General features: G+C 49.2%; 2 tRNA genes and 2 rRNA genes. All 4 read left to right on the top strand.

Annotated features, from left to right (window positions below):
• Positions 1-107: ribosomal RNA gene (locus P346_RS0122100) — 16S ribosomal RNA — on the top strand; the annotation flags it as partial.
• A 69-nt stretch (positions 108-176) separates the two neighbouring features.
• A tRNA-Ile gene (locus tag P346_RS00010) sits at positions 177-253 on the top strand.
• A 42-nt stretch (positions 254-295) separates the two neighbouring features.
• Positions 296-371: transfer RNA gene (locus P346_RS00015), tRNA-Ala, on the top strand.
• Between the two features lie 181 nt (positions 372-552).
• Positions 553-659 (top strand): 23S ribosomal RNA (locus P346_RS0122095); the annotation flags it as partial.

Raw genomic sequence — 659 nt, 5'->3', positions numbered from 1 at the left:
TAGGTAGCTTAACCTTCGGGAGGGCGCTTACCACTTTGTGATTCATGACTGGGGTGAAGTCGTAACAAGGTAACCGTAGGGGAACCTGCGGTTGGATCACCTCCTTACCTTAAAGAACCTGCCTTTGTAGTGCTCACACAGATTGTCTGATGAAAAACAGCAGTAAAAATCTCTGCAGGCTTGTAGCTCAGGTGGTTAGAGCGCACCCCTGATAAGGGTGAGGTCGGTGGTTCAAGTCCACTCAGGCCTACCAAACTCCTTTTAAAGGATGAGCGGTACAGAGATTACACACGATGGGGCTATAGCTCAGCTGGGAGAGCGCCTGCTTTGCACGCAGGAGGTCTGCGGTTCGATCCCGCATAGCTCCACCATCTTTTACTGCGAACACAAGAAAACTTCAGAGTGAACCTGAAAAGGTGCACTGCGAAGTTTTGCTCTTTAAAAATCTGGATCAAGCTGAAAATTGAAACGACACATCTTAAATGGTGTGTTCGAGTCTCTCAAATTTTCGCAAGTCGGTGATGAATCGAAAGAAACATCTTCGGGTTGTGAGGTTAAGCGACTAAGCGTACACGGTGGATGCCCTGGCAGTCAGAGGCGATGAAGGACGTGCTAATCTGCGAAAAGCGCCGGCGAGGTGATATGAACCTTTGACCCGG

The sequence above is a fragment of the Enterobacter sp. DC1 genome (genome assembly GCF_000568075.1).
GTDB classification, from domain to species: Bacteria; Pseudomonadota; Gammaproteobacteria; order Enterobacterales; family Enterobacteriaceae; genus Enterobacter; species Enterobacter asburiae.
Note: the sequence above shows the minus strand (reverse complement) of the source record. Positions and strands in the feature narration are given on the sequence as shown.